This is a genomic window from Salinicola halophyticus, assembly GCF_003206695.1.
GTDB lineage: Bacteria > Pseudomonadota > Gammaproteobacteria > Pseudomonadales > Halomonadaceae > Salinicola > Salinicola halophyticus.
In genome coordinates this window covers 64,913-91,447 of sequence record NZ_PZJN01000009.1, presented here as the reverse complement: position 1 = coordinate 91,447, position 26,535 = coordinate 64,913, and the positions used below count along the sequence as shown (strand labels likewise).

The following is a 26,535-nucleotide window of genomic DNA, read 5'->3' as shown; positions in this document are numbered from 1 at the left end:
GCGTGGCGCTTCTGTCATTGATGTTTTGGATCGAGAGGCTTTCATGCGCCCGAGTGGACGACAACCCGATCAGCCCCGTGAGGTCACGCTGACCCGCGGTTTTACCCGTCACGCCGAAGGCTCGGTGCTGGTGAGCTTCGGGGATACCCAGGTGCTGTGCAACGCCAGCGTCGAAGCCGGCGTGCCGCGCTGGCTGCGTGGCAAGAACCAGGGCTGGGTGACGGCGGAGTACGGCATGCTGCCGCGCGCGACCCATTCCCGTAGCGGCCGTGAGGCGGCGCGGGGCAAGCAGGGCGGGCGCACGCTGGAAATCCAGCGTCTGATCGGCCGTAGCCTGCGTGCGGCGGTGGATCTGAAGAAGCTCGGCGAATACACCATCACGGTGGACTGCGACGTGCTGCAGGCCGATGGCGGCACGCGCACGGCGTCGATCACCGGTGCCTGCGTGGCGCTGATCGAGGCGCTGCAGTACATGCAGCGCAAGAAGATGATCAAGACCGATCCGTTCCGTCAGCTGGTCAGCTCGATCTCGGTGGGCGTCTACAAGGGCACGCCGGTGCTCGATCTGGACTACCCGGAAGACAGCGCCGCGGATACCGATATGAACGTGGTGATGACCGAAGACGGCAAGCTGATCGAGGTGCAGGGCACGGCGGAAGCCGAAGCGTTCTCCCGCGCCGAGCTCAACGGCATGCTCGATTTGGCCGAGAGCGGCTGTCAGGCGCTGTTCGCCAAGCAGCACGAAGCGCTGGGTATTCGTCGCTAGGCGAGAACCGGCCATGACCAGCGGCTCGCCTGGTCAGTGAGCGCCCATGAAAAAACGCCCCGATCCTGAGATCGGGGCGTTTCTCGTCTTGCACGATCGTCCTGAACAACAGTCTCGAACGATCGTCAGCGCGATCCGCGAGCGGGATCAGGACTTCTCTTCGATCATCTTCTCGCGTGCCAGGCGCGCCTGCTCTTCCTCGTAGGTGGGGAAGTCGACATAGCCACGCGCATCGCCACCGTAGAAGGTATCCGGATCGAACTCGGCCAGCGGCCAGTCGTTCTGCAGGCGCTCGACCAGATCCGGATTGGAGGTGAAGTGGCGGCCGAAGACCGGCAGGTCGATGGTGCCGTCGTCGACCAGCTTCTGCGCTTCGGCCTTGTCGAGGTTGCCGGCGAACAGCAGCGTGCCGCGATAGGCATCGCGGAACTGGCGCAGGAACTCGCGCGGCAGGCCGTCCTGACCCTGGGCGCCCTGATCCATGAGGTGCACATAAGCCAGGTTGCGCTTGCTCAGCTCCTCGGCCAGGTAGAGATAGGTGCCTTCAATGTCGTCGTAGATCGGCATATCGAACAGGGTGCCGTAGGGCGTCAGGCGCACGCCGACACGGTTTTCGCCGATCAGTGCGATGGAAGCGTCGATCGCTTCCAGCAGCAGGCGGCAGCGGTTCTCGCGCGAGCCGCCGTACTCATCGGTCCGATCATTGAGACCGCCGTTGACGAACTGCTCGAGCAGATAGCCGTTGGCGCCGTGAAGCTCGACGCCGTCGAAGCCGGCGTTGCGCGCATTCAGCGCGGCTTGGGCGAAGTCGCCCACCAGCCGACGGCACTCCTCGGTGGTCGCGGCGCGGGGCGTGGTGGCCGCCAGCATGTCCGGCTGACCGTCTTCGTTGTAGCCGAATGCCATGCCGCCCTGCTTGGCGCTACTGCTGATCGGTGCGGCACCGTTCTGCTGGATCGAGGTGTGCGAGACACGGCCGACGTGCCAGGTCTGGCAGAAGATCACGCCGCCGCGCTCGTGCACGGCCTGGGTCGCTTTCTTCCAGCCGGCGATCTGATCGGGGCCGTAGATGCCCGGGTTGAACAGATAACCCTGGCCCTCGCGGGAGATCGGGCTGCCTTCGGAGACGATCAGCCCGGCGCTGGCACGCTGGCGATAATAGAGCGCGCCCATTTCGTCGGGCACGTCGCCCTTGGCGCGGGCGCGGGTCATCGGCGCCATGACGATGCGGTTGTTGAGGCGGGTGCCGGCAAGATCGAACGGTTCGAATAGCGATGTCATATCGTCAACTCCTTTTACGCTGACATTCGGTCGCGATGACGTCAGGCCAAAAATAAGGCGAGCCCTCTCGGGCTCGCTCGAATAGACCAAAGTCTAGGAAACGATTAGCCGACCAACAATGAATCCTGACGACTATGTCGATGCAGCAAAACTATCGACTGTCGAGATCAGGCCATTGGCTCGCTGGCGTGGCGGCGTTTTCAGACCACCGACGTCATCCCGCCATCGACGGACACGTTCTGTCCGGAGACGAAATTCGACGCGCCGGAGCAGAGATAGACCAGCGTGCCGACCAGCTCCTCGACCTGACCCCAGCGCTGCGCCGGGGTGCGCTTCTCGATCCAGGCGTTGAAGTCGGCGTCCTGCCACAGCGCCTGGTTCATGTCGGTCTGGAAGTAGCCGGGGGAGAGACAGTTGACCTGGATGCCGTAGCGCGCCAGGTCGGCGGCCATGCCCTGAGTCAGCAGCGCCACGCCGCCCTTGGACGCGGCGTAGGGCACGATGGTTTCCCGGGCGAGTTTCGACTGCACCGAGCCGATATTGACGATCTTGCCGCTGCCACGTTCCGACATCGCCGGGCTCACCGCCTTCGATACATAGAAAGCACTGGAGAGATTGGTGGCGATGACGGCGTCCCAGTCGGCGGGGTCGAAGTCGTTGAACGGGCCGCGTTTCTGCAGCCCGGCGTTGTTGACCAGGATGTCCGGCACGCCGAGGCGTTCGATCAGCGGGTCGATGGCCGCTTTCACCGCCTCGGCATCGGTCACGTCGAAAGCCACGGCGTCGACCGTGGCGCCGGTGTCTGATGCCAGTTTCCGGGCGGCTTCCTCGGCCGCTTCCTGGCTGCGTCCGTGGACGATCACGCGGGCGCCCTGTTCGGCCAGCCCGCGGGCCAGCGTGTTGCCCAGTCCGCGGGTGGAACCGGTGATCAGTGCCAGGCGACCTTGAATATCGAATAGATTGGTCATCGTTGTCCTCGTATCGGTGAGTGCTCTAGAAGATCAGATAGACGGCGCAGGCCAGCACGAACCCGACCACGGATTCCAGCGCCTGCTGCACGGTCCAGGTCATCAGCGTGGTTTTGACGTCCATGCCCAGCAGACGACCCACCAGCCAGAAGCCGGAGTCGTTGACGTGGCCGGCGAACACCGAGCCGGCGGCGGTGGCCAGCGTGATCGCGACGACCTGCATGGCGGAAAAGTCGCCACCGGCAACGGCCGGTGCCATCAGCCCGGCGGCGGTGACCAGCGCCACGGTGGCGGAACCCTGCGCCAGACGCATGACCACGGCGACCAGATAGGCGGCGGCGATCACCGGCAGGCCCAGATCGCTCATCGAATCGGACAGCGCATCGCCGATGCCGGAAGCCTGCAACACGCCGCCGAACATGCCGCCGGCGCCGGTGATCAGGATCACCGAGCAGATCGGGCCCAGCGAGGAGTCGACGATCTTCTCCAGTGCGCTGCCGCCTTCACCCCGGCGGCTGCCCAGCACGAAGATCGCTACCAGCACCGAGATCAGCAGTGCGATCGGTGTCTCGCCCAGCGAGGAGAGGAACTGGAACCAGGTGGCGTCGCTGTCGGCCACGCCGGCGGCGCGGGCGAAGTCGAGCCCGGTGTTGAGGAAGATCAGCGCCAGCGGCAACAGCAGCAGCGCAATGACCGTGCCCACGGTGGGCGGATTCTCGATCTCGTCGTCGTCCTGGCCACCGAACAGGCTCACTTCCAGCTTGAAGTCGAAACGGCTGGCGGCGAAGCGCCCCCACAGATAACCCGAGAGATACCACATCGGAAAGGCGATGATGATCCCCACCAGCAGCACCAGACCCAGATTGGCACCGTAGAGCTCGGTGGCGGTGACCGGGCCGGGGTGCGGCGGCACGAACACGTGCATCACCGAAAACGCCGCCGCTGCCGGCAGGGCGTAGAGCAGCACCGGGCCGCCCAGTCGCTTGGCCACCGCGAAGATGATCGGCAGCATCACGATCAGGCCGGCGTCGAAGAAGATCGGAAAGCCCATGATCAGCGAGGCGATACCCAGCGCGAAGGGCGCGCGGGCCTCGCCGAACAGCGAGACCATCTTCTCGGACAGCACCTGAGCGCCACCGGAGTGCTCCACCAGCTTGCCCAGCATCGCGCCGAAGCCGACCAGCAGTGCCACCGAGCCCAGCGTGCCGGCGAAACTATCGGTCATGGTATCGACGATAGCGCCGGCGGGGATGCCGGTGGCGAACGCGGTCAGCAGGCTGACCAGCACCAGCGTCGGGAACGCGTGTAGATGAAAGCGAATGATCAGAATCAGCAGCAGGGCGATCGCGGCAGCGGCGATGCCTAGCAGTGGCCCTGCCGTCAGGGTTTGTGTCCAGTCGTCCATGTGACTCTCTCCTGGAAGTGGTCGGTGCGGTTCCACGGTGGCACGGTGTGATATATCAAGAAATACGACATTGGTGGTTGGCGAAAACGGACCCGATTTGAACAATCCTCGAGCTTATCCAACACTTGAAAGGTCACCCCTCATCGTCGGACAGCCCATCATGTATCGCCAATTTTTTTATCTGCTGACGGCCGCGCTGATCGCGGCCACTCTGGTCATCGGCGTCTTCTGGCACGCTTTCCTGTGGCTACTCATTCTCTGGGTGCCACTGGCCCTGATCGGTTGGCGGGATCTGCGCTCCCCGCACAACGTGCTCTACAACTATCCGCTGATCGGCCATCTGCGCTATCTGCTCGAGTTCGTGCGCCCGGAGCTACGTCAGTACTTCTTCGAGTCCGAAACCAGCGGTCGCCCGTTCTCCCGCGAGCAGCGCAACCTGATCAACGCCCGGGCCGACGGTAGCGGGGATACCTCGCCGTTCGGCACCATTCGCGATGTCGGCGCGCCCGGGTACAATTTTTCGTATCACTCTATCCAGCCCGGCAGCGTGCCGGACGAGGCACGCCGGATCGTCATCGGCGGGCCGCAGTGTTCGCGCCCCTACTCCTCCTCGCGGTTGAATATTTCGGCGATGAGCTTCGGCTCGCTCTCCGGCAATGCCGTCGAGGCGATGAACCTGGGCGCCAGCCAGGGCGGGTTCGCCCACGATACCGGTGAGGGCGCGATCAGCCCTTACCACGAAAAGCACGGCGGCGACCTGATCTGGGAGCTGGGCACGGGCTATTTCGGTTGCCGCCAGAAGAACGGCCGCTTCGATGCCGAGACGTTTCGGGACAAGGCGCGCAGCGAGCAGGTCAAGATGGTCGAGATCAAGATTTCCCAGGGCGCCAAGCCCTCTCACGGCGGGCTGCTGCCAGGGGCCAAGGTCAATCGTGAGATCGCCAGTACGCGTCAGATCGAAGTAGGCAAGGACTGCGCATCGCCATCGTCGCATCCGGAGTTTTCCACCCCGCGCGAGCTGATGGCGTTCGTCGTCCGCCTGCGCGAGCTCAGCGACGGCAAGCCGGTCGGGATCAAGCTCTGTCTGGGCCGGCGCAGCGAATTTCTGAGTATCTGCAAGGCGATGGTCGAGACCGGCACCCTGATCGATTTCATCGTCATCGATGGCGCCGAGGGCGGCACCGGCGCGGCGCCGCAGGAGTTCTCGGACAGTCTTGGCGTGTTCATCGACGAGGCATTGCCGTTCGTAGACAGCGCCCTGCGTGGCGTCGGCCTGCGCGACAAGATCCGGCTGGTTGCCAGCGGCAAGGTGGCGCTGGGTTACGACATGGTGGTCAAGACCGCGCTGGGCGCCGACATGTGCAACGCCGCGCGACCGTTCATGTTCGCCGTCGGCTGCATTCAGGCGCGGCGCTGCCACACCAACAAGTGCCCGACCGGGGTGACGACGCAGGATCCCAAGCGCTCGCGGGCGATCGACGTGCCGGAGAAAGCCGAGCGCGTGGCCCGCTACCACAAGGCCACGCTGGACGGCTTCGCGGCGTTGACCGGGGCGATGGGGTTGTCGCATTTCGACGAGCTGACGCCGGATCATATTCGCCACCGCAGCGCCTACGCGCCGGCTCGCGGCTATGCCGATTTCGAGCTGCCGACGCTCGAAGAGGCGCAACTGCTGGGTGAAGAGATTCCCCCGGAATGGCGCGAGCACTGGCAAGCGGCGGCCGTCGATCGCTTCTAGGCGGATCGGGGCTCCGGCCCCGACTCGCACCGGCGGCGCCACGTGCTAACCTCGATGGCAATCACTCTGTTATCGCATTCGTCCGTCGCACTCTTTCGTCGGACCCTGTCATCGAGGCACCGCATGTTTCCTTTTCCCGCCTATCGCTATCAATCCGCCACTTCCGATTCCGCTTCCGGTGGGGCCGGCAGCGGCGACCCTCATCGCTGGCTGGAAGCGGTCGACAGCGCCGAGGCGCTGGCCTGGGTCGAAGGCCACAACCGACGCACGCTCGAGCGCTTCGAGGACGCCGATTTCGCCACGTTACAGACGGGGCTGCGCGAGATTCTCGACGCCGACGACCGCATTCCGTTCGTGGTCAAGCGCGGCGAGCACTACTACAACTTCTGGCAGGACGCCGAGCATCCGCGCGGTCTGTGGCGTCGCACCAGGTGGGAATCCTATCTTCAGGCGCGGCCCGAGTGGGAAGTGCTGATCGATGTCGATGCGCTCAATGCCTCGGAAAACGAGAACTGGGTCTGGCACGGCGCCGATTGTCTCGAGCCGGAAAAGCCGGGTGGCCCCTGGGAGCGGGCGCTGGTGTCGCTATCCCGCGGCGGCGCGGACGCCGACGTAACCCGCGAGTTAGATCTGATCGCCAAGCGCTGGGTTGGGGCCGACGGTAACGGCGAAGCCGGCTTCGAGCGACCAGAAGCCAAGGGCGGCATGAGCTGGATCGACCGCGACACGCTGTTCGTCTACACCGATTTCGGCGACGCCAACTCGCTGACGGCCTCCGGCTATCCACGGCGAGTCAAGCGCTGGCGCCGGGGCGAGCCGATGGCGGCGGCAGAGACGATCTTCGAGGCCGCCGAACAGGACCTGATGGCGCTGGCGTTTCACGACAGCACTCGCGGTTTCGAGCGCGATTTCATCCATCACGCGCTGGCGTTCTACGAGCAGCGTCTGATCGAACTCCTGCCCGACGGCGAGGCGTTCCCCATCGAGGTGCCGCTGTCGGCGCAGGCGGTGGTGCATCGGGAATGGCTGCTGGTGCATCTGCGCGACGACTGGCAGCTCGAAGAAAACGATCTGAACTTCCCAAGCGGCGCGCTACTGGCGATCGACTACGCGTCGTTCAAGCGTGGCGAACGCAATTTCACCACGCTGTTCACGCCGGATGCGCACCGCTCGCTAGAAGGGTTCGAGTGGACCCTAAACTACCTGGTGCTGGACGTTCTCGAAGACGTCAAACATCGGCTGCAGGTGCTGACGCCCGGCCAGGGCGCCGACTGGTCACCGCGCCCGATCCCGGGTTTGCCGACGGCCGGTGAAATCGGCGTCGCGGCCATCGATGACGAAGAGAGTGACGAGGTCTTCCTGATCGTCACCGACTATCTCACTCCCACCACGCTGGCGCGGATGGATCTCGCCGCGGTGGATCGAGCGCCGGATACGATCAAGCGGGCGCCGAGCTTCTTCGAGACCGACGGCATGCAGGTGACGCAGCGTTTTTCCACCAGCGCCGACGGCACGCAGATTCCCTACTTTCTGGTGCTGCCGGCCGGCATGGAAGCGGGAAAACCGCCCCAGCCGCTGCCGACGCTGCTCTACGGCTACGGCGGCTTCGAGATTTCGCTGACGCCGCACTACATTGCCGGGGCCGGGCGCAGCTGGCTCACCCGTGGCGGCGCCTACGTGGTCGCCAACATTCGCGGCGGCGGCGAGTATGGCCCGCGCTGGCATCGCGCCGCGCTCAAGGGGGAGCGCCACAAGGCGTTCGAGGATTTCGCCGCCGTCGCCGAAGATCTGGTCGCCACCGGCATCACCACCCCGCAACGGCTCGGCATCCAGGGCGGTTCCAACGGCGGTCTGCTGGTCGGCAACATGATCACGCGCTATCCGGATCACTTCGCTGCGGCGGTGTGCGAGGTGCCGCTGCTCGACATGCAGCGTTATCACCAGCTGCTGGCGGGTGCCTCGTGGATGGCAGAGTACGGAGACCCGGACAGCGCCGATTGGGAAGCTTTCCTCAAGGACTACTCGCCGTACCACAACCTGCGCGAGGGCGTGGACTATCCGTCGGTGCTGTTCACCACCTCGACCCGCGACGATCGGGTTCACCCCGGCCACGCCCGCAAGATGATGGCGAAGATGGAAGCGATGAACGCCGGCGACGTCTATTACTACGAGAACACCGAAGGCGGCCACGGCGGCGCGGCGGACAATGCCCAGCGGGCGAAGCTGAGCGCCCTGGCGTGGCGCTTCCTGTGGGATCGGTTGAGCGCGGCCCCCGACGCCGGCTGAGACATTTCGGCTTCAGGGCTTCAGGGCTTCAGGGCTTCAGGATTTCAGGGCTTCGTGAGCTAGCCGGCGGTCTTTTCCTGTACGCCAAGGCGATACCAGTGGACGGCGTTGTCGTGCAGGATCGCCTGGCGCGCGTCCGGCGCGGCATCGGCGATCGCCTGCTCGACCATGCCCAGCCAGGTCGCATAGCTGACATTGAGTCCGGTCACCGGAAAATTGCTGGCAAACAGGCAGCGCTCGGCACCGAAGATGCCGATCGTTTCGGCGAGCACCGCGATGTTCTGCTGCTCGTCCCAGGCGGCCATGGGGCTCCCCAGTTCCGAAAGCTTGACCGCGACGTTGGGGTTGGCGGCGATGGCACGCATGCCCTCGCGCCAGCGCGTCAGCCCCTGCTCGCTGCGATCCCAGGGCAGGCCGGTATGGTTGAGGATCACGCGCAGGTCCGGAGTGGCTTCCAGCGCCCTGGCGGCATCCGCCAGATGCCAGGCCGGCACGCGCAGATCCCAGCACAGATCGCGTTCCTCCAGCAGTCGTAGCCCGCGGGTCCAGTTGGCATCTTGCAGTGAACCCGATGCGCCGAGCGTGGCGGCGTACTGATCCGGTCTCGCTGCCGTCACCGGCTTGGCGCGCACACCGCGAAACAGCGGCGAACGCATCTGATCTTCAAGCTGGGATTCACAGGCCGGGTCGGCGAACGCCGCCCAGCCGACCAGCGCCACGGGCAGCCCGTGTTCCTCGGCCAGCTGCGTCAGCCAGCGGGTTTCCACCTCCGGCGCCTGCCGGATCGATTCGGCCTCGCAGTGCACGGTGCCTGCCAAACGATAGCCGGGAGGGATCTGTGAGCGGAGATCCGCCGGCAGGAACGGCTGACGAATCCGCGCGTAATCGCCGAGGAAGAAGTGAGCGTCGATCTCGTCCTCGAGCCAGGGGTAATTCACGCTGCCGTCCAGCGCCCAGAAGTGGTGATGGCTATCGATCAGGGCCTGTTCGTTCATCGGAATGACCTCAGTTTGCCAGCCAGTACAGCGGCACGGTGATGATCTGCGGGAACGCCACGAACAGCAGCAACAGCACGACGTAGGCCACGACGAAGGGCAGCACGCCCATGACCGCCTTCTCGAACTTGAGCTGCCCCACGCTGGCGATGACGTTGAGCACGTTGCCCACCGGCGGCGTGATCAGGCCAATGGCGCAGTTGAGCACAAACATGATGCCGAAGTAGACCGGGTCGATACCGGCGATCTGCACGACCGGCATCAGGATCGGGGTCAGCACCAGGATCGTCGGTGTCAGATCCATCACCATGCCAATGATCAACACGATGGCCATGATGGCCAGCATCAAAAGGCGCGGACTATCGATCAGCGGGGACAGTAGATCCGCCACCATCATCGGCAGCTGGGCGATGCTGATCAGCCAGGAGGCGACGCTGGCCGCGGCGATCAGGAACATCACCACGGCCGTGTTGCGCGCCGCCAGTACCAGTACCTCATACAGCTCGACGAGATTGAGCTCGCGATAGATCAGCGTGGATACCAGCATGGCGTAGACGGCCGCCACCACACCGGCCTCGGTGGGCGTGAAGATCCCGGTCTTGATACCGCCGATGATGATCACCGGCAGCAGCATGGCCCAGAAGCTCTTGCGCAGCGCGGTCAGCCGCTCGGCACCGGTGGCCTTCGCGGCCACCACCAGCGTCTCCTTGCGAGTGATGAACAGCCACATCAGCACCAGGGTCACACCCATGATCAGCCCCGGCACGATCCCGGCCAGGAACAGCTTGCTGATCGAGATGCTGCCCGCCACTCCGATGATGATCAGCGGAATCGACGGCGGAATGATCGGCGCGATGATGCCTCCCGCTGCCATCAGTCCGGCCGAGCGGCCCGGGGGATAACCGGCTTGGCGCATCATCGGCAACAGCATCGAACCCAGCGCGGCGGTATCGGCGACGGCCGATCCGGACAGACTCGCCATGACGATGGCAGCGAAGATGGCCACGAAACCCAGCCCGCCCTTGCGATGCCCGACCATGCTCATCGCCAGCAGCACGATGCGCTTCGATAGCCCACCCCGCGACATCACCTCACCGGCGACCAGGAAGAAAGGGATCGCCAGCAGCGTGTAGCTGTCGGCGCCGTTGACCAGGTTCTGGGCCAGGATCTGAGAGTCGAACAGCCCCAGATGCAGCATCAGCACCACGGCGCTGACGAGTAGGGCGAAGGCAATCGGCAGGCTGAGGCCGATCGATGCCAGCAGCGAGGCGAGGAACAGGCCGATCGTCATGGCGCGATCTCCTGATGATGCGATATCGGCTGCAGAGAAAACGGCATCAGCAATCGTAATATCAGGATCAGCGCCATCAGGACGCCGGCGACCAGTGCGGCAAGATAGAAAACGCCGACGGGAATGCCACTGATCGGTGACAGATCGCTCCAGTTGAGCCGTGTCTGGGCGTAGCTGCCTTTGATCAGCATCAGGCAGCACCCCAGCATCGCCAGTGTCACCAGGCGTTGCAGCAGACCCTGCAGTTTTTGCGGCAGGCGATCGGATAGAGTCGTCACCCTGAGATGTTCATGCCGCATCAGGCCCACGACCGTGCCGAGGAAAATGACCCACGCGAACAAAAACCGGGACAACTCGACGCTGATCGAGATGCCGCTGTTGAAGCCATAGCGCAGGACGACATTGGTGAACACCAGCGCGATCATCGCCACCAGTGCCAGCACCATGAGCAGATTGAGGGTCGACTCGGCAAGGCGTGACAGGCGGCACAGCATCGTCTGGAGCGAGCCCTGCGGTGGTCGAACCGTAGCTTGCGCCGGTCTGGACATGGCGGACCTCCCCGGAAGTCGCGATCAGTGGTCGAAGGTTGTAGCCGGAATCTCAGCGCCGATCTACTGAGTTTCAGGCCGCGCGGCTTTGATGGCCTCGATCAACTCGGGGCCGTATTTTTCCTCGAAAGTGGCCTGCACCGGGCCTTCGACGATGTCACGCATCGAAGCACGGTCCGGCTCCTCGACGATCTGCATGCCCTGTTGCTTGAGAAACTCGAGATCACCCGACAGGCTTTTGGCGGCTTCCTGGCGCTCGAATTGAGCGGAATCGATGGCCGCCTTCACCAGTATCTGCTGCTGTTCCGGACTCAGGCTCTCGAACTTGGCCTTGTTCATGACCAGTGGTGCCGCGGTGTAAGCATGTGCCGTCAGCGACAGGTATTTTTGGACCTCGTAGAATTTGGCCGAGCGGATCAGGCTGATCGGATTCTCCTGACCATCCACCGTGCGCGTTTCCAGGGCCGTGAACAGCTCCGTGAATGGCATTGGTGTCGGGTTGGCTCCCAGTGCTTCAAAGGCCGCGATATGCGCGGGGTTGGGCGTGGTGCGCAGTTTCAGCCCCTTGATATCGGCTGCGGTCTTTACCGGGTGGCGGGAGTTGGTCAGGTTGCGAAAGCCGATTTCCCAGAACGCCAGCCCCTTGAGATCGTGCTCACCCAGCTTGGCGAGCAGCGACTTGCCGATCTCGCCGTCCAGCACGGCGTAGGCATGGGCGTAGTTGTCGAACAGAAACGGCAGGTCGAGCACGTTCAGTTCGCCAACCAGCCCGGTGTAGTAGGGGTTGCCGGTCAGCACGATATCGATCTGACCGCCGCGCACGCTGGATACCAGCGCGGTGTCGCTGCCCAGTTGGCCGCTGGGAAAGACACGAATTTTCAAGTCACCGTTGCTGCGCTCGTCGACGAGCTTGGCAAAGTGTTCCGCGGCAATATTCTGAACGTCCGCCGCCGGCTGGGTATGGGCGAAGTTCAGCGTGGTAGCGGCGTGGGCGCCAGCCATTGGCACGAGGAGCACCGCGGCAGCCAGCAGGCGAGCGAGAAAAGGGTGCGACGTTGAGTTCTGGGCGGTCATGCGGCGATCTCCGAGTGAAGACATCCTTCTGGCTGGCACACCAATGGGAAATCAGCGCGCCAGGGCATTGGGTCGAGGGCTAGTACCTTGAAACCAGTGCCTTGAAGAAGAGATCGGCTGCGAACCCGAAAGCGCTTTCCCGCCATGATCGAGCGCTGGAAGACGGCCGCCGAGTCGAATAACGCAGATGCCAGGGGCTTTCTCCAGCCAGTCAGTCGATGCTCTTCAAGAGGGAGATTGCGCCTATTGAATCAATGTATACATTATACGTTGGTCGGCTCGACCTCGTTTTCCGCCTAGCCATTAGTCGCGGCAGGCTTCGAGGATCTCGCGCCGCGCTCCGGTTTCACCGGACCCCTACAGATCAGGCGGGAGCTACGTCATACTGCGGCTCATTCAATCCTCTTTCTGGGAAACCCGATCAATGAGCCAGGGCACGTTGAAGACCGGCACGGTGAAGCTCGGCGTGGTGATGGATCCCATCGCCGACATCACCTACAAGAAGGACACCTCCCTGACGCTGCTGTGGGCGGCGGAATCGATGGGCTGGTCGCTCTACTATCTCGAGCAGGAAGACCTTTACCTCTACGAGGGGCGGGCGATGGGCAGTGCGCGTTCGCTCAAGGTCCATCGCGATCCGCAGCACTGGTATGACCTGGGCGAGCGTGAGGCGATGCCGTTGGGCGAGCTCGACGTGATCCTGATGCGCAAGGATCCGCCGGTGGACAGCCACTTCCTCAACGCCGTGCATCTGCTGGCCTTCGCCGAGCGCGAGGGCACGCTGGTGGTCAACCCGACCCGGGCGCTGTTCGAGTGCAACGAGAAGCTGTTCGCGCAGCAGTTCGCCCACTGCATTCCGCCCACGGTGGTGTCGTGTCGCGACGCGGTGCTGCGCGCCTTCCAGGCCGAGCATGGCGACACCATCTTCAAGCCGCTGGACGGCATGGGCGGCACCGGCATCTTTCATATCGGCCCGGAAGGTCGCAATCTCGGCGCGGTGATCGAACAGCTCACCGAGCGTGGCCAGCGCCAGATCATGGCCCAGCGCTACCTGCCCGAGATCAAGGATGGCGACACCCGCATCCTGCTGGTCGACGGCGAGCCGGTACCCTATGGCCTGGCACGCATCCCCAGCGCCGGCGAGACCCGTGGCAACCTGGCCGCCGGCGGCCGCGGCGTCTCCCGCGAGCTGACCGACCGCGACTACTGGCTGGTCGAGCAGGTGCAGCCGATGATCCGCGAGAAGGGGCTGTTGTTCGTCGGCCTTGACGTGATCGGCGATTACATCACCGAGATCAACGTCACCAGCCCCACCTGCGTGCGCGAGATCGACGACCAGCGCGGCACGGACATCGCCGCCCAGTTGATGGCCGCAATCGCCAAACGGCTGAAGTCATAGGGCTTGAGTCACAGCGCTGGGCCGATTGCGCGGATCAAAGGTCATTTGGCAGAAGTGATACAATGGATCTATTTCGTTTACGACTGGCGGCGGCGGCGCGACCGCCGGGCCGCCGTGCGATGTCCGATGGAGTCTTATGCCAACGATCAGGCCAACGCCCCCGATGCAGAGCCTCAAGCACTACTTCCTGATGGCGATGCCGCATATGGAAGATCCCAACTTTGCGGGAACGCTGACGTATCTCTGCGATCACGACGACGACGGCACCCTGGGTGTCGTCGTCAATCGCCCCTCCGATCTGACCCTGGACGGGCTGTTCGAGCAGCTCGATATCGAGTCCGAATCCGGCCCGCACAACGACGTGCTGGTCTACAACGGCGGACCGACCTATCGCGACCGCGGATTCATTCTGCACCGCGGCAACGCCGAAGAGTGGGACTCCAGCATTCAGGTCGCAGACGGACTGGCACTGACCACTTCGGTGGACATCCTGCAGGCGATCGCCCAGCGACGCGGCCCTGAGCAGTACCTGGTGACGCTGGGTTGCGCGGGCTGGAAGTCCGGGCAGCTCGAGGACGAGCTCAAGCAGAACACCTGGCTGATTGCCGAAGGCGACGCCGGGATCCTGTTCGACCGCCCGCCGGAGCAGCGCCTGAGCGCGGCCGCCGGGATTCTCGGCGTTGATCTCAACCTGATGACCCGCGACGCCGGTCACGCCTGATGTCGTCGGCAGCAAGCGATAAAACCGGCCAGCGCCTGGTGATGGCGTTCGACTACGGCACCCGGCGCATCGGCGTCTCGGTCGGCAACGAGATGCTGCGCTCGGCCAGCGGCCTGGAACCGCTGACGGCCCGCGACGGAATCCCCGACTGGGTCAAGGTCGAGAATCTGCTGAAGGAGTGGCAGCCCGACCTGCTGGTGGTCGGGCTGCCGATCCACGACGACGGCAGCGAGTCCGACATGAGCGTGCGGGCACGCAAGTTCGGTAATCGCCTGCACGGTCGCTTCGGCAAGCCGGTGGAGATGTTCGACGAGCGCGGGACCACCCGCGCCGCCAAGCTGATCGCCCGGGAGCAGGGCCACAAGGGCAACTACCGTGACCGTGGCGTCGACGGTATTGCTGCCCAGCTGATTCTCGAAAACTGGTTCAATCGCCCGGCATCTGCCTGAAAAGAGCGACTGGCCCGGTTAAAGTTTCTTCTCGTGGACACCATAGGTTTTCGGCACGAACCAACCCACGTCGCGCAGATCCTTCTCGATCAGATCCTCCACCTGCAGCAAATGGGCGAAGATCGCCATGCGCATGGGAATGCCGTTGTCGGTCTGACGGAAGATCGCCAGGCGCGGGTCGCCGTTGAGATCGGTGCTGAGATCGTTGGCGCCGGGGCGGCTGTCGCGCGGCAGCGGGTGCATCACGATGGTGGTCGGCGAGCAGCGGCGATCGAGAAAACCGCGATCGACGACGAAGTCCGAGGTCAGTTCGGCGAAGCTTTCCGACATTTCCGCGGTGAAGCGCTCGCGCTGGATGCGGGTGGCGTAGATCACGTCCACATCGTCGAAGTTCTCCGCCAGATTGGGTCGCGTCTCGATGCGGTGCCCGCGCGAGGCCACCAGATCGACCAGGTGCTGCGGCATCTCCAGCCCCGGCGGCGACACCAGGGTGATTCGCAGCGGGTCGTACAGCGACAGCAGCTTGATCAGCGAGTGCACCGTGCGGCCGTACTTCAGATCCCCGGTCAGCAGCAGATGAGCGCCCGCCAACGGCTTGCCCAGTCGCGCGAACTCCTTGGTGATGGTGTAGACGTCGAGCAGCGCCTGGCTGGGGTGCTCGCCGGGGCCGTCTCCGCCGTTGATTACCGGCACCTGGGTCGCCTCGGCGAACTCCGCCACCGACCCTTGCTCGGGGTGGCGCATGACGATGGCGTCGACGTAGCCGCCCATCACCCGGCTGGTGTCGTAGAGCGATTCGCCCTTGGCCATCGACGAGAAGGTGAAACCGGTGGTATCGCAGACGCTGCCGCCGAGCCGGCAGAAGGCCGCGTTGAAGCTGATGCGGGTTCGGGTGCTGGCCTCGAAGAACAGATTGCCGAGCACGGCGCCTTCGAGCACGCGGGTCACCTTGCGGCGCTGGGCGATCGGCTCCATGCGCTCGGCGATGCGGAGCAGGTGATCGACGGCATCGCGGGAGAGCGAATCGATGGAGAGCAGGTGCGAAGGCATCGGGAAACCTCTTTGGCGGGCAAATGTGACAGCGCGTGCGGCGGCGATAGTGTAGCGCCGCTGGCGGCTGGCTTCACGCCCTCCGCATCAAGGTGACCATCGCCGAGGACAGGCAGTTCATTTCACATGATTAACTTGAGTTAAAAGTTAAAACAGAGGTTTGGACAAAACCTACAGGCTTTCTATGCTCAGGGGGCGTCGGGGCAAATCCATCGGAGGATTCCTCGGCCAGCAGACGTTGTCTTGTTCGATAGACACGGTTTCATTCGATTCCATTCAGGAGGGAGCCAGGATGTCAGAATCGCATTTTCCCCCGCAGCATCAGAGTCACCAGCCGGGCGACGAGCACGACATGCGGCCCGAGCCCGAGTTCATCCGCGATGACTACCGCGGCACCGGCAAGCTCAAGGGCAAAGTGGCATTGATCACCGGCGGCGATAGCGGCATCGGCCGCGCGGTAGCGGTGCACTATGCCCGCGAAGGGGCCGACTGCGCCGTGGTCTACCTCGATGAAGATCGTGATGCGGAGGACACCAAGGCGCTGGTCGAAGCGGAAGGTCAGCGTTGCCTGCTGCTCAAGGGCGACATCGTCGATTCCACTTTTTGCCGGGAAGCCGTCGAGCGCACGCGCAGCGAACTGGGCGGGCTCAACATCCTGGTCAACAACGCTGCCGAGCAGCATGACTGGGACGACGTGACGCAAATCACCGACGAGCAGCTGCAGCGCACCTTCGCCACCAACATCTTCAGCCATTTCTATTTCGTGCGTGAAGCCCTGCCGCATATGGGGGCCGGCGATACCATCATCGCCACGTCCTCGGTCAACGCCTTCAAGGGCAACGCGACGCTGATCGATTACTCATCGACCAAAGGCGCGATTCAGGGGCTGGTGCGCTCGCTGGCGCAGTCGCTGGTGGATCGCGAGATTCGCGTCAATGCGGTGGCCCCGGGCCCGGTGTGGACGCCGCTGATTCCGGCCAGTTTCGACGACGAAAAAGTCGAGGGCTTCGGCGGCCAGGTGCCGATGAAGCGTGCCGGCCAGCCCAGCGAGATGGGCCCGGCCTATGTCTATCTGGCCAGCAAGGAGTCTTCCTACATGACCGGACAGACTATCCATCTGAATGGCGGGGTGATCCTGAATACCTGAGGGTTTCCAAACGAAACATGCCTGCGCTCGGCGACTTTTCGCCCCAACCTATACTGGCGGCTCGGGGGGCGTCTTGCCACCGATCTTGGCGGTGATCTCGCGGGCGGTCTCCGCGACCAAGGCGGCAAGTTCGGGCAGGCGGGAATCGTCGATTCGGGCGACCGGACCGGAAACCGAGATCGCCGCCAGCGGCAGACCGCTTTCGTCGTGCAGGGTGGCGGCGACACAGTTGAGGCCGATGGCGTGCTCTTCGCGGTCGACGGCGTAGCCTTGGCGGCGAATCTCGATCAGCTGCTCGCGCAGCCGGTCGGCATCGGTCAGGGTGTTGGGCGTTTCGCCCTCGAGCGTGCGCCCGGCCACGATCTGCTCGAACTCCTGCGGGGGCATCCACGCCAGCAACGCCTTGCCGACGCCGGAGGCGTGCAGCGGCGCCCGTGACCCGAGACGGGTGATCATGCGCATCATCTGCTTGGATTCGCTCTGGGCGAGATAGACCACCATGCCGTCGTCGCGGATACCCAGATTGGCGGTCTCACCGCTGGTGGCGGTGAGTCGGCGCAAGAACGGGCGGGCGGTGGCGACAAAGTCCCGCGCTTCGAGAAAACTGTTGCCGATGCGGAAGGTCTTGACGTCGATCTTCCACAGGCCGCTTTCGACGTCCTGGGTGATAAAGCCCTGGTGGAACAGCGCCTGCAGCAGGCGGTGGGTGGTCGAGGGCGCCAGCTCGACGTCTTCGGCGATATCGGAAAGCGCCAGCCCATCCGGCGCCGCCGCCAGACCCTCCAGAATGGTCAGGCCCCTGACCAGAGACTGGCTGTGCCCGCCGCTGCTCTTGGCGCCGCCCGCCGGTCTACCGACCGATCGCCGCTTGGGTTCCGTTTGCTGATCCTGCTGCGTGTCAGTCGCCCGACCCTGCTGCTTTTCAGTCGCCCGATGCCGCTGCTGTTCAGTCGCCCGATGCCGCTGCTGTTCAGTCGCCCGATGCCGCTCTTCGTCCGTCACCCGTCGCCGCTCTCATGATCGCCTTTATCAGGCGCTCAGGATAACCGCTCGATCCGGTGGTGTCTGTGCGCTATCGGCTACGACTTTCGGTGGCTCGCTGCTCCAGGCGCAGCAGCGCGATTCGGTGGATCTGATCGATGGCGGTGCGGCGTTCCTGTTCGGGCGAGTGATGCAGGCGCGTATCGAACGCGGCGAGGATCGCATGACGATCGAGCCCGCGAACGGCGATGACGAAGGGGAAGTCGAAGCGTTCACGGTAAGCGTGATTGAGCCGCTCGAAGCGTGCGAACTCTTCCGCGGTGCATTGATCGAGCCCGGCGCCGGCCTGTTCCGAGCGAGAGTCGTCGGTCAGCTCGCTGCCGATCGCCGCCTTGCCGGCCAGATCCGGGTGGGCGCGGATCAGCGCCAACTGGGCATCGGCGGAGGCCGCATCCACCTGCCGGCGCAGCCGCTCGGCCAGTCCGGCGGGGGTATCCTGGGCCTCGCCGAGGCCGCGATCCCAGCTCTGCGCCGCGATCCACGGCGAGTGTTCGTAGATCTCGCCATAGCTGGCAATGAAGGCGGCGCGGTCCAGCTGACTGGGCCGTGGGGAGAGAAGCGCTGGCGTCATGGGGCCTCCGGTTGACCTTTGTATACAAACACATTTGAATGAGGCTAACGCCTTGCGCGCTCGGCAATCCACTGTTTTCGAGCCTGCCGCGCCCGTCACTCCATCGAGGTCATCATGAGCGACACCCTCAAAGGTTATCTGACCACCCACGTGCTGGACACGGCCCGCGGTCGCCCCGCCAGCGATCTACGCATCGAGCTTTACCGACTGGAGGGCGGGACCCGTCTGAAGCTGGCCGATGTCGTGACCAATGCCGACGGCCGCTGCGATGGCCCGCTGCTCGAGGGCGCGGACTTTACCGCAGGGGTCTACGAATTGCTGTTTCACGCTGGTGACTATCTGGACGCCGACTCCCTAGGCGCCGGTCAGCAATCCGCTGGACGTTTTCTCGATCGGATTCCGCTGCAGTTCATCGTCGACTCTCCCGACGAGCATTATCACGTGCCGTTGTTGTTATCGCCGTACAGCTACTCGACGTACCGAGGTAGTTGATGACGACGACGCTGATCCTTAACGCCGAGCTGATCGCGACGTTCGACGATGCCCAGCGCGAGCTGCACAACGCCAGTATCCGGCTGGAGGACGATCGCATCGTCGCCATCGGCCCGGCGGAGGCGCTGACAGAAGAGCGAGCCGGGCCGGCCGACGTCGTCATCGATGCGCGGGGTCATGTGCTTTTGCCCGGATTGGTGAACACGCATCATCATTTCTATCAGACCCTGACGCGCAACCTTCCCGCCGGGCAGAACGCCGAGCTGTTCGACTGGCTGGTGACCCACTACCCGATCTGGGCGCGGCTCGATCCGGAATCGCTTCACGCCAGCAGTCAGATCGCCGCGGCCGAACTGCTGCTCTCCGGTTGCACCACGGCAGCCGATCACACCTATTTATGGCCCAACGGCGCCCGCATCGACGATCAGATCGCGGCGGTTTCCGAGCTGGGGCTGCGCTTTCACGCCTCGCGCGGTTCGATGTCGGTGGGCGAATCCCAGGGCGGGCTGCCGCCGGACAGCGTGGTGGAATCGGAGCGGGCGATTCTCGACGATACCCAGCGCGCCATCGAGCGCTATCACGATGCGTCCGAGCGAGCGATGACCCGCATCGTGGTCGCGCCCTGCTCGCCGTTCTCGGTCTCCCGTGAGCTAATGGTCGAGAGCGCCGCGCTGGCCCGCCATTACGGTGTGCATCTGCATACGCACCTGGCCGAGACTCGCGACGAGGAAGCTTTCTGCCGCGAACGCTTCGGCTGCACGCCGGTGGAATACGCCGAGCAGGTCGGCTGGGTCGGCAGCGACGTCTGGTTCGCGCACATGGTGCATCCGCATGGCGACGAGATCACGCGGCTGGGTGGCCACTGCTGCGGTGCCGCGCACTGCCCCAGTTCCAACATGCGGCTCGGCTCCGGAATCGCCCTGGTGATGGCGATGCATCGCGCCGGCATGCGCGTCGGTCTGGGGGTCGATGGCAGCGCCTCCAACGATGGCTCGCACCTGCTGGCGGAAGCGCGCCAGGCGATGCTGCTAGGCCGGCTGCAGGGTGACATGAGCGAGCTCACCGCGCGCCGAATGCTGTGGTTCGCCACCCGCGGTGGGGCATCCACCCTGGGCCGCGACGATATCGGCCAACTCGCGGTGGGCAAGGCCGCCGACATCATCGGCTTCCGGCTCGACTCGCTGGCGTTGGCGGGTGGCGCGATTCACGACCCGCTGGCGTCGCTGGTGTTCTGCCAGCCGCCGAGCGTCGATCTGTCGATCGTCAACGGCGTGCGGCGTGTCGAGAATGGCCGGCTGTTGGGTCACGACCTCGATGCCATGGTGGCGAGGCATAACGTCTGCGCCCGGCGGCTGGTGGAGGCTTGACGGTCCCGGGGGCGACGGTCATCCCGAGGCTGTCATCCCGAGGCTGTCATCTGCAGGACCGGCGTATACAATCGGCTTATCGGTCGAGGGATGTGGAAGACGCACGCTGGGTGGAGCGAACAACGATGGCAACGAGCGCGAACGCAGCGACGGCGCAGGATGAACGACGAAACAGCAAGGCGAGCGGACGTAGTCGCGGCGCGGGCAAGGCCGGCGACGGTGCCGAACGTCACGAAACGATCTATCAGCAGATTCGCGAAGCGATCGTCGAGCACCGTCTCAAGCCGGGGGCGCGGCTGCGCGAGGACGCGCTGGCGGAAGTGTTCGGGGTCAGCCGCACCGGCATTCGCAAGATTCTCCAGCGGCTGGCGCTCGAGTATCTGGTAACGCTGACGCCACGCCGGGGCGCCAGCGTTAGCCGACCCACGATCGAGGAGGCGCGGGACGTGTTCGCCGCGCGCCAGCTGGTCGAATGCCAGCTGATACCGTGGGTTTCCCGCCGCCTCAAGCCGGCCGACGCCAAGGCGCTGCGCACGCTGGCAACGAGCGAGCGCCAGGCCTTGCGCAGCGGCGAGCAGAGCCGCGCCATTCAGCTTTCCGCCCAGTTTCACCAGCGTCTGGCCGAACTCTCGGGCAATACGCCGTTGGCGGAGTTCATCGAACGGCTCTGCTCGCGCTCGTCGCTGATCCTCGCAGTCTATGGTGATTCGGGGCATCTGGGCTGCGAATCCCACGATCACGACGAGTTGATCGCGCTACTGGAAGCCGGCAAGGAGGAGCGCGCGGTGGCCTTCATGCAGCGTCACCTCAAGGCGATCGAGGCGTCGCTGTCGATTGAAGACAGCGTTGACGAGACGCCGGATCTGAGCGCGATTTTCGGCTGAAAAGTTGCTGCGCTCGGCCATACGGCGTTAAAAATCTGCTGGATCGCCAGCCCGGTCAAATGCTCATTTACACCCTCGTAAACTCCGCTTGTGGACTCGCGACATCCGTGTCGCTCGCTCCTCGAGCAGCGAAGCTTCCCAAATCGTCAATCCTGACGATTTGTCGCAGATTTTTGCCTTGCGACCCATAGGGATATGGGAAGTGCGTTGGCCCGTAGGCAACGGGCCTAGGGCTGGCCTTCGCTCGCTAATTTTTTGAAGCCGTTGGAATTGAAGTTTATTGCGGAGTCGAGAAGCGCTGGGTCATTCGCCCCAATCGGCGAAGCGCCCACTGAACGGCTTGGGTCGCGGAAAGGCGAGATCGCCGTGCTTGCTGGTGCCCAAGCCCAGCGATACCAGCGATTCCGCCAGTTTCACCGCGGCGCTGACGCCTTCGATAACCGGCATCTGCAGGTCGTGGGTCAGCCGCTCGGTGAGATCGGCCATGCCGCCGCAGCCGAGCACGATGGCACCGATGCCGTCGTTATCTTTCGCCCGCTGGCACTCGTCGAGCAGCGCCTGATAGGCGTTGCCCGCCGGATTCTCCAGTTCCAGCACCGGCAGGTCGGTGGCTCGGACTCGGCGGCAGTGATGACGGAAGCCGTACTGGTCGAGCAGATGTTCGGCGATAATCGCGGTGCGCGTGAGTGTGGTGACGACCGAGAAACGCATGCTGATCAGCGTTGCCAGATGAAAGCCCGCTTCGGCGATGCCGATGACCGGAGCGCGAGTCAGCTCCCGGGAGGCGAGCAGACCGGGATCGCCGAAGCAGGCGATGACATAGGCGTTCATGCCCATCGCCTCGCCACGGCGAATCTCCTCGAGTACGCCGACCGCACTGATCGCCTCGTCGAAGTGACTTTCGATCGATACCGGCCCGCTATCCGGCTGGCTGACATGGATCCGGGTGCTCTCGGCGGCCACGCGGCTGGCGCAGGCGCCGATCTTGTCGGTCATGCTGGCGGTCGTATTGGGGTTGATGACGTGGATCTGCATGGCATGCCACCTTGGCGAAGCGAGAAAATCGCGATAGGTTTGCTTTGTCCACAAAAATAACCGATTTTGAATACAATATCGATGAAGGCCGATCCGAAACCGGCATCTCGACGAAAGACAAAAAGGCGCTGCGCATGCTCTCTCCCGACTACCCTCGCGACCTGATCGGCTACGGCCGTACGCCACCGCACGCCAACTGGCCGGGCGGAGCGCGCATCGCCGTGCAGTTCGTGCTCAACTATGAAGAGGGTGGCGAGAACAGCGTCCTGCATGGCGATAGCCAGTCCGAACAGTTTCTGTCCGAAATCGCAGGCGCCGACGCCTATCCCGACCGCCACCTGAGCATGGAGTCGATCTACGAGTACGGCTCGCGGGTCGGGGTGTGGCGCGTGCTGCGCGAGTTCGAGCGCCGCGGCCTGCCGCTGACGATCTTCGGCGTGGCGATGGCATTGGAGCGCAACCCGGAAGTGGCCAAAGCGTTCCATGAGCTGGGCCATGAAATCGCCTGCCACGGCTATCGCTGGATCCACTACCAGAACGTGCCGGAAGCGGTCGAGCGCGAGCATCTTAAGCGCGCCCTGGCCATTTTCCAGTCGCTCTACGGCGAGCAGCCGCTGGGTTGGTACACCGGCCGAGACAGCCCTAATACCCGGCGTTTGCTGCTCGATCAGGGCGGCTTCCTCTACGACAGCGACTACTACGGTGACGACCTGCCGTTCTGGATGCCGGCCGAGGACAGCCAGGGCAAAACCCACCAGCATCTTGTCGTCCCCTACACGCTGGATACCAACGACATGCGCTTCGCCTCGCCGACCGGCTTCGATCACGGCGAACCGTTCTTCCAGTATCTGCGCGACGCCTTCGACGTGCTCTACGCAGAAGGCGCGGAGACGCCGAAGATGCTGTCGATCGGGCTGCACTGCCGGCTGGTCGGTCGCCCCGGGCGGTTTCGGGCGTTGCAGCGCTTCCTCGATTATCTCGAAACGCACGACCGGGTGTGGATAACTCGGCGTGTGGATATCGCCCGCCACTGGGCGGCCGAGCATCCGGCTTGAAATGCAAGGAACCCCTCATGCCGCAACGCAGTCACGACACGCCCGACAGAACCTACTACGCCCCCCACGGCGGCTTGCCGCCGCAGAGTCAGCTGATCCACGGTCGCGCGGTCTTCACCGAGGCCTATGCGGTGATCCCCAAGGGCGTGATGAGCGACATCGTCACCAGTTTCCTGCCGCACTGGGAAAAGACCCGACTATGGGTGCTTTCGCGGCCACTCTCCGGCTTCGCCGAGACCTTTTCCCAGTACATCATAGAAGTTTCGCCCGGTGGCGGCAGTGAGCGCCCGGAGCCGGATGCGGGCGCCGAGGGCGTGCTGTTCGTGGTCGAGGGCGAGATGACGCTGACCCTCGCGGGCGAAACGCACGAGATGGCGCCGGGCGGCTACGCCTATCTGCCGCCGGGCTGCGATTGGCAGTTGCGCAACGCAAGCGCCGCGCCGGTGCGCTTCCACTGGATTCGCAAGGCGTACGAATTCGTCGAAGGACTGGAGGCGCCGCCGGCGTTCGTGACCAACGAGCAGACGATCGCGCCGACGCCGATGCCGGATACCGACGGGCGCTGGGCGACCACGCGCTTCGTCGATCCCGCCGACCTGCGCCACGATATGCACGTGACCATCGTCACCTTCCAGCCGGGTGGCGTGATCCCGTTCGACGAGACCCACGTGATGGAGCACGGGCTCTACGTGCTCGAGGGCCGCGCGGTCTATCACCTCAACCAGGACTGGGTCGAAGTCGAGGCCGGCGACTACATGTGGCTGCGTGCGTTCTGCCCGCAGTCCTGCTATGCCGCCGGTTCGACGCCGTTCCGCTATCTGCTCTACAAGGACGTCAATCGACACATGAAGCTGTCGCTTTCCGGGCGTTAGCCGAAGCGAGCCAGGCGATAGGGCTCCAGCGGTGGCAGGTTGTCGCGGTGAGGCGGCATGACGGACGCCGCGTGTTCGCCGGGGCCGGCCAGATCGGCGATCAGCTCGGCGGTGATTGCCGACTGGGTCAGCCCCAGGTGATGGTGGCCGAACGCCAGCAGCACGCGGCCGTCGCACACGCGATCGATGATTGGCAGCGAGTCCGGCAGCGAAGGTCGAAAGCCCATCCACGGTGTCGCGTCCTCGGCGTCGAGATCGGTCTTGAACAGTCCCCGGCTCAGGCGATGCAACTGCCACGCTCGCCCCATGTTGGGCGGTGCCTCCAGTCCCGCGAACTCCACGGTGCCAGCGAGCCTGAGGCCGGTTTCCATCGGCGTCATGATGAAGCGGCGCTCCAATGATGTGACCGCGAAGGGCAGACGGTCGGACTCGCGGGGCAGCATCAGGTGATAGCCGCGTTCGGTATCCAGCGGTACGCGCTTGCCGGTGAGCTGGGCGGTCAACGCCGCCGAGTGGGCGCCACAGGCGACGAGCACCTGCCCGGCCTCGCGTTCGCCAGCATTGGTTGTCACGGCGACGCCTTTCGCGGTCAACCGAGTCGACTGCACGGTTTCCTGCTGGAAACGAACGCCTTCGCGCCGGGCGGCTTCCACCAGAGTGGTGACCACCCGCCACGGCTCCAGCACGTGGCCCGTGGCGGGAAAGAACAGCCCGCCCAGCAGCGCGTCCGAGAGCTGCGGCGCCGCGCGCTGAATCGCTTCCCTATCCCAAAGCTCGACCGGCACCTGTTGTTCGCGCATGCGCGACTCGAGCGCTTCGAGCTTCGAGTGCGACTCCGGCTTCTCGTAAACCAGCAGCGAGCCGTCCGCCTTGAGCAGGTGGCTGCTATCGACCGATGCCAGCAGGCGTTGCCACGCCGCCAGGCTGCGTTCGTTGAGGGCGCGGATACCGGCAACGCTTTGGCGAAAAGGCGCCGGGCGCAGATTCAGTACCAGCCGGGTCAGCCACGGCAGCGCCCGGGGCAGATATTTCCAGTCCAGCCGCAGCGGGCCCATCGGATCCATCAGCATGCCGGGCAGCGATCTGAGAATTGAGGCGTCGGCGATCGGGAAGACCTGCTCCGTGGCCATGTGTCCGGCGTTACCGTAGGAAGCGCCACGGCCCGGCTCCTGTTTGTCCAGCACCAGCACACGGTGACCTTGACGCGCCAGCGCCAGGGCGCTGGTGACACCGACGAGACCGGCCCCGACAATGATGATGTCGGCATTGCTCTCTGTCTCGGGCGGAACAAGATGAGATGGGTCCGGCATGCGCTACCTCACGACCAGGGCAGTAGGGGAAAGGCTGACGAATCAGGCGTTGCGCAGACTCTTTTCCAGCACCGCCGCGATACCTTCCGCGGCGTCCTTTATGTGGGTTTCCAGCAACTGACAGGTTCTGTCGACATCGCCCTGGCGGGCCAGCTCCAGAAGCTGGCGATGCTCGGCTTCCGCCTTCTCGATCTCGCGGGTGTAGACCAGCTGCATGCGGATATAACGCCCGGACTTGGTATTCAGCTGACCGATCATGGCCAGCGTTTCCGGTAACTTCGAGGGCGCGTACAGGGCGTGATGAAACGCGAAGTTGTAGTCACTCCAGTTGTCGATCTGGCTGCCGGAGTCGAGCGCGGCGTCATACTGGCGCAGGATGCTCGCGGCGTGATCGAGATCCGCCGTCGTCAGGTTCGGAATCGCGTAACGCAGCACGTAGGTCTCGAGCAGCACGCGCAGGTCGAACAGTTCGCGAATCGCCGCCACGGAGAGCTCGGTGGTAAAAGCGCCACGATGGGCGTGGAATTCCACCAGCCCTTCGGACTCCAGCGTCAGCAGTGCCTCGCGGACGGGGATGCGGCTGACGTCGTAATCCTTGGCCAGCGCATCCTGGCGTAGCTGGGAGCCACCCTTGAACTCGCCGCCGAGAATGCGTTCGCGCAGATCGTCCGCTACGTACTGGGCTCGGGTCTTGAAAGTCGCCATGAAGTCTCGTCGTTTCGCAGAATCTGGATATTGTATGCAATCCATATGGCTCCCGCCGACTTTTCAGGCCCGTGCTCTCTTCAAT

The 26,535-nt window shown here is 64.3% G+C and carries 25 protein-coding genes; 12 read left to right on the top strand and 13 right to left on the bottom strand.

The features are described 5' to 3' along the window. Positions 1–43 precede the first annotated feature (43 nt). Positions 44–766 (top strand): ribonuclease PH, encoded by a 723-nt coding sequence (gene rph, locus DOM58_RS14390; RefSeq protein WP_110693424.1) that lies wholly within the window; start codon positions 44–46, stop codon positions 764–766. Positions 767–913: 147 nt separating this feature from the next. Here rph and DOM58_RS14385 read toward each other — a convergent pair whose 3' ends face one another. From DOM58_RS14385 to DOM58_RS14375, 3 genes are all read right to left on the bottom strand, one after another. Then, positions 914–2,047: an alkene reductase gene (locus DOM58_RS14385; RefSeq protein ID WP_110693423.1), complete on the bottom strand. Its 1,134-nt coding sequence runs from the start codon at positions 2,045–2,047 to the stop codon at positions 914–916. Between the two features lie 200 nt (positions 2,048–2,247). After that, a complete protein-coding gene (locus DOM58_RS14380) occupies positions 2,248–3,015 on the bottom strand; it encodes a glucose 1-dehydrogenase (protein WP_110693422.1) in 768 nt (255 codons plus the stop codon). Positions 3,016–3,040: 25 nt separating this feature from the next. Further along, positions 3,041–4,420 carry a GntP family permease gene (locus DOM58_RS14375; protein ID WP_110693421.1) on the bottom strand — a complete coding sequence of 460 codons (1,380 nt, stop codon included), beginning with the start codon at positions 4,418–4,420 and terminating at the stop codon, positions 3,041–3,043. A 160-nt stretch (positions 4,421–4,580) separates the two neighbouring features. Here DOM58_RS14375 and DOM58_RS14370 point away from each other — a divergent pair, with 160 nt between their 5' ends. Both DOM58_RS14370 and DOM58_RS14365 read left to right on the top strand, forming a co-directional pair. Continuing rightward, positions 4,581–6,158, top strand: coding sequence for an FMN-binding glutamate synthase family protein (locus tag DOM58_RS14370; protein ID WP_110693420.1), 1,578 nt, complete (start codon positions 4,581–4,583; stop codon positions 6,156–6,158). 123 nt (positions 6,159–6,281) lie between these two features. Continuing rightward, a complete protein-coding gene (locus DOM58_RS14365; protein ID WP_110693419.1) occupies positions 6,282–8,444 on the top strand; it encodes a prolyl oligopeptidase family serine peptidase in 2,163 nt (720 codons plus the stop codon). 59 nt (positions 8,445–8,503) lie between these two features. Here the strand turns inward: DOM58_RS14365 and DOM58_RS14360 are convergent, their stop codons facing one another. From DOM58_RS14360 to DOM58_RS14345, 4 genes are all read right to left on the bottom strand, one after another. Further along, positions 8,504–9,439, bottom strand: coding sequence for an amidohydrolase family protein (locus DOM58_RS14360; protein ID WP_110693418.1), 936 nt, complete (start codon positions 9,437–9,439; stop codon positions 8,504–8,506). A 10-nt stretch (positions 9,440–9,449) separates the two neighbouring features. After that, on the bottom strand, positions 9,450–10,730 hold the full coding sequence (locus DOM58_RS14355; RefSeq protein WP_110693417.1) for a TRAP transporter large permease subunit: 1,281 nt from the start codon (positions 10,728–10,730) through the stop codon (positions 9,450–9,452). Beyond that, complete coding sequence (locus tag DOM58_RS14350) at positions 10,727–11,278, bottom strand: TRAP transporter small permease (protein WP_223162190.1); 552 nt, start codon at positions 11,276–11,278, stop codon at positions 10,727–10,729. Before DOM58_RS14350 ends, DOM58_RS14355 begins: the two co-directional genes overlap by 4 nt. 63 nt (positions 11,279–11,341) lie before the next feature. Continuing rightward, positions 11,342–12,352, bottom strand: a complete 1,011-nt coding sequence (locus DOM58_RS14345; RefSeq protein WP_110693416.1) for a TRAP transporter substrate-binding protein — start codon at positions 12,350–12,352, stop codon at positions 11,342–11,344. Positions 12,353–12,776: 424 nt separating this feature from the next. Between DOM58_RS14345 and gshB the strand changes: the two genes are divergently transcribed. The 3 genes from gshB to ruvX all read left to right on the top strand — a co-directional run bounded on the left by gshB (position 12,777) and on the right by ruvX (position 14,921). Beyond that, positions 12,777–13,751: a glutathione synthase gene (gene gshB, locus DOM58_RS14340; protein WP_110693415.1), complete on the top strand. Its 975-nt coding sequence runs from the start codon at positions 12,777–12,779 to the stop codon at positions 13,749–13,751. Between the two features lie 163 nt (positions 13,752–13,914). Then, positions 13,915–14,472, top strand: coding sequence for a YqgE/AlgH family protein (locus DOM58_RS14335; protein ID WP_110693414.1), 558 nt, complete (start codon positions 13,915–13,917; stop codon positions 14,470–14,472). Then, positions 14,472–14,921, top strand: coding sequence for a Holliday junction resolvase RuvX (gene ruvX, locus DOM58_RS14330; RefSeq protein WP_110693413.1), 450 nt, complete (start codon positions 14,472–14,474; stop codon positions 14,919–14,921). The genes DOM58_RS14335 and ruvX overlap by 1 nt, the downstream gene beginning before the upstream one ends. Before the next feature lie 18 nt (positions 14,922–14,939). Here ruvX and pyrB read toward each other — a convergent pair whose 3' ends face one another. Further along, the gene (gene pyrB / locus DOM58_RS14325; protein WP_110693412.1) at positions 14,940–16,019 is read right to left on the bottom strand and encodes an aspartate carbamoyltransferase; all 1,080 of its coding nucleotides are present in this window, start codon (positions 16,017–16,019) and stop codon (positions 14,940–14,942) included. Positions 16,020–16,263: 244 nt separating this feature from the next. Between pyrB and DOM58_RS14320 the strand changes: the two genes are divergently transcribed. Further along, positions 16,264–17,118: an SDR family oxidoreductase gene (locus tag DOM58_RS14320; protein ID WP_110693411.1), complete on the top strand. Its 855-nt coding sequence runs from the start codon at positions 16,264–16,266 to the stop codon at positions 17,116–17,118. A gap of 48 nt (positions 17,119–17,166) precedes the next feature. Here the strand turns inward: DOM58_RS14320 and DOM58_RS14315 are convergent, their stop codons facing one another. Both DOM58_RS14315 and uraD read right to left on the bottom strand, forming a co-directional pair. Then, positions 17,167–18,120: an IclR family transcriptional regulator gene (locus tag DOM58_RS14315; RefSeq protein ID WP_110693410.1), complete on the bottom strand. Its 954-nt coding sequence runs from the start codon at positions 18,118–18,120 to the stop codon at positions 17,167–17,169. 70 nt (positions 18,121–18,190) lie between these two features. Continuing rightward, positions 18,191–18,730, bottom strand: coding sequence for a 2-oxo-4-hydroxy-4-carboxy-5-ureidoimidazoline decarboxylase (gene uraD, locus DOM58_RS14310; RefSeq protein WP_110693409.1), 540 nt, complete (start codon positions 18,728–18,730; stop codon positions 18,191–18,193). 114 nt (positions 18,731–18,844) lie between these two features. On the opposite strand from uraD, the gene uraH reads away from it, so the two are divergent. From uraH to DOM58_RS14295, 3 genes are all read left to right on the top strand, one after another. Continuing rightward, on the top strand, positions 18,845–19,222 hold the full coding sequence (gene uraH, locus DOM58_RS14305) for a hydroxyisourate hydrolase (RefSeq protein WP_110693408.1): 378 nt from the start codon (positions 18,845–18,847) through the stop codon (positions 19,220–19,222). Continuing rightward, complete coding sequence (locus tag DOM58_RS14300; RefSeq protein WP_110693407.1) at positions 19,222–20,589, top strand: 8-oxoguanine deaminase; 1,368 nt, start codon at positions 19,222–19,224, stop codon at positions 20,587–20,589. The genes uraH and DOM58_RS14300 overlap by 1 nt, the downstream gene beginning before the upstream one ends. A gap of 125 nt (positions 20,590–20,714) precedes the next feature. Next, positions 20,715–21,473, top strand: a complete 759-nt coding sequence (locus tag DOM58_RS14295) for a GntR family transcriptional regulator (protein WP_110693406.1) — start codon at positions 20,715–20,717, stop codon at positions 21,471–21,473. Between the two features lie 303 nt (positions 21,474–21,776). Here the strand turns inward: DOM58_RS14295 and DOM58_RS14290 are convergent, their stop codons facing one another. Beyond that, the gene (locus DOM58_RS14290) at positions 21,777–22,508 is read right to left on the bottom strand and encodes an aspartate/glutamate racemase family protein (protein WP_110693405.1); all 732 of its coding nucleotides are present in this window, start codon (positions 22,506–22,508) and stop codon (positions 21,777–21,779) included. Between the two features lie 134 nt (positions 22,509–22,642). Here DOM58_RS14290 and puuE point away from each other — a divergent pair, with 134 nt between their 5' ends. Both puuE and DOM58_RS14280 read left to right on the top strand, forming a co-directional pair. Next, positions 22,643–23,563 (top strand): allantoinase PuuE, encoded by a 921-nt coding sequence (puuE, locus tag DOM58_RS14285; protein WP_110693694.1) that lies wholly within the window; start codon positions 22,643–22,645, stop codon positions 23,561–23,563. Between the two features lie 17 nt (positions 23,564–23,580). Then, positions 23,581–24,435: a bifunctional allantoicase/(S)-ureidoglycine aminohydrolase gene (locus DOM58_RS14280; protein ID WP_110693404.1), complete on the top strand. Its 855-nt coding sequence runs from the start codon at positions 23,581–23,583 to the stop codon at positions 24,433–24,435. Here DOM58_RS14280 and DOM58_RS14275 read toward each other — a convergent pair. Beyond that, positions 24,432–25,745, bottom strand: coding sequence for an NAD(P)/FAD-dependent oxidoreductase (locus DOM58_RS14275; RefSeq protein WP_110693403.1), 1,314 nt, complete (start codon positions 25,743–25,745; stop codon positions 24,432–24,434). The genes DOM58_RS14280 and DOM58_RS14275 overlap by 4 nt on opposite strands. 42 nt (positions 25,746–25,787) lie before the next feature. Then, entirely contained in the window at positions 25,788–26,450 is a 663-nt protein-coding gene (locus tag DOM58_RS14270; protein WP_110693402.1) for a GntR family transcriptional regulator, read from the bottom strand. Positions 26,451–26,535: the final 85 nt, after the last annotated feature.

What these genes read in the sequence shown, in the direction of transcription:
- gshB (WP_110693415.1), top strand. Translation starts at nt 12,777, where the DNA reads ATGAGCCAGGGCACGTTGAAGACCGGCACGGTGAAGCTCGGCGTGGTG.
- ruvX (WP_110693413.1), top strand. Translation starts at nt 14,472, where the DNA reads ATGTCGTCGGCAGCAAGCGATAAAACCGGCCAGCGCCTGGTGATGGCG.
- rph (WP_110693424.1), top strand. Translation starts at nt 44, where the DNA reads ATGCGCCCGAGTGGACGACAACCCGATCAGCCCCGTGAGGTCACGCTG.
- puuE (WP_110693694.1), top strand. Translation starts at nt 22,643, where the DNA reads ATGCTCTCTCCCGACTACCCTCGCGACCTGATCGGCTACGGCCGTACG.
- DOM58_RS14300 (WP_110693407.1), top strand. Translation starts at nt 19,222, where the DNA reads ATGACGACGACGCTGATCCTTAACGCCGAGCTGATCGCGACGTTCGAC.
- DOM58_RS14385 (WP_110693423.1), bottom strand. Translation starts at nt 2,047, where the DNA reads ATGACATCGCTATTCGAACCGTTCGATCTTGCCGGCACCCGCCTCAAC.
- uraH (WP_110693408.1), top strand. Translation starts at nt 18,845, where the DNA reads ATGAGCGACACCCTCAAAGGTTATCTGACCACCCACGTGCTGGACACG.
- DOM58_RS14270 (WP_110693402.1), bottom strand. Translation starts at nt 26,450, where the DNA reads ATGGCGACTTTCAAGACCCGAGCCCAGTACGTAGCGGACGATCTGCGC.
- uraD (WP_110693409.1), bottom strand. Translation starts at nt 18,730, where the DNA reads ATGACGCCAGCGCTTCTCTCCCCACGGCCCAGTCAGCTGGACCGCGCC.
- DOM58_RS14380 (WP_110693422.1), bottom strand. Translation starts at nt 3,015, where the DNA reads ATGACCAATCTATTCGATATTCAAGGTCGCCTGGCACTGATCACCGGT.
- DOM58_RS14355 (WP_110693417.1), bottom strand. Translation starts at nt 10,730, where the DNA reads ATGACGATCGGCCTGTTCCTCGCCTCGCTGCTGGCATCGATCGGCCTC.
- DOM58_RS14365 (WP_110693419.1), top strand. Translation starts at nt 6,282, where the DNA reads ATGTTTCCTTTTCCCGCCTATCGCTATCAATCCGCCACTTCCGATTCC.
- DOM58_RS14335 (WP_110693414.1), top strand. Translation starts at nt 13,915, where the DNA reads ATGCAGAGCCTCAAGCACTACTTCCTGATGGCGATGCCGCATATGGAA.
- DOM58_RS14350 (WP_223162190.1), bottom strand. Translation starts at nt 11,278, where the DNA reads ATGTCCAGACCGGCGCAAGCTACGGTTCGACCACCGCAGGGCTCGCTC.
- DOM58_RS14320 (WP_110693411.1), top strand. Translation starts at nt 16,264, where the DNA reads ATGTCAGAATCGCATTTTCCCCCGCAGCATCAGAGTCACCAGCCGGGC.
- DOM58_RS14370 (WP_110693420.1), top strand. Translation starts at nt 4,581, where the DNA reads ATGTATCGCCAATTTTTTTATCTGCTGACGGCCGCGCTGATCGCGGCC.
- DOM58_RS14375 (WP_110693421.1), bottom strand. Translation starts at nt 4,420, where the DNA reads ATGGACGACTGGACACAAACCCTGACGGCAGGGCCACTGCTAGGCATC.
- DOM58_RS14360 (WP_110693418.1), bottom strand. Translation starts at nt 9,439, where the DNA reads ATGAACGAACAGGCCCTGATCGATAGCCATCACCACTTCTGGGCGCTG.
- DOM58_RS14295 (WP_110693406.1), top strand. Translation starts at nt 20,715, where the DNA reads ATGGCAACGAGCGCGAACGCAGCGACGGCGCAGGATGAACGACGAAAC.
- DOM58_RS14345 (WP_110693416.1), bottom strand. Translation starts at nt 12,352, where the DNA reads ATGACCGCCCAGAACTCAACGTCGCACCCTTTTCTCGCTCGCCTGCTG.
- DOM58_RS14275 (WP_110693403.1), bottom strand. Translation starts at nt 25,745, where the DNA reads ATGCCGGACCCATCTCATCTTGTTCCGCCCGAGACAGAGAGCAATGCC.
- DOM58_RS14280 (WP_110693404.1), top strand. Translation starts at nt 23,581, where the DNA reads ATGCCGCAACGCAGTCACGACACGCCCGACAGAACCTACTACGCCCCC.
- DOM58_RS14290 (WP_110693405.1), bottom strand. Translation starts at nt 22,508, where the DNA reads ATGCAGATCCACGTCATCAACCCCAATACGACCGCCAGCATGACCGAC.